Source organism: Kitasatospora sp. MBT63 (assembly GCF_000710465.2).
Classification (GTDB): Bacteria; Actinomycetota; Actinomycetes; order Streptomycetales; family Streptomycetaceae; genus Kitasatospora.
The window spans coordinates 1-224 of record NZ_JAIZ01000328.1; the positions used below are offsets into that span (position 1 = coordinate 1).

A 224-nucleotide genomic window follows, 5' to 3' on the forward strand; every position below is an offset into this window, starting at 1 on the left:
GGTGACCGCGGTGGTGTTGCCGTCGGCGTCGTACTCGTAGCCGATGACGGTGGGCTCGCGGTGCTTGTCGCGGTCGGTGCCTTCCCAGATCGCGGTGACCTGGCCGAGTTTGTTGTGCTCGAGGTTGCGGGTCAGGCTCTGTTCGCCGCCGTTGCCGTCGTCGTGGGGGCTGGTGGTGGTGGTGGATTCCAGGCGTCCGGTCGCCTGCTGGTAGGTGTTGACGG

General features: G+C 67.4%; 1 protein-coding gene. It reads right to left on the reverse strand.

Annotated features, from left to right (window positions below; translation table 11 throughout):
* A partial coding sequence (locus AA75_RS49535; protein WP_033821443.1) for a hypothetical protein occupies nt 1-224 on the reverse strand: 224 nt, incomplete at both ends.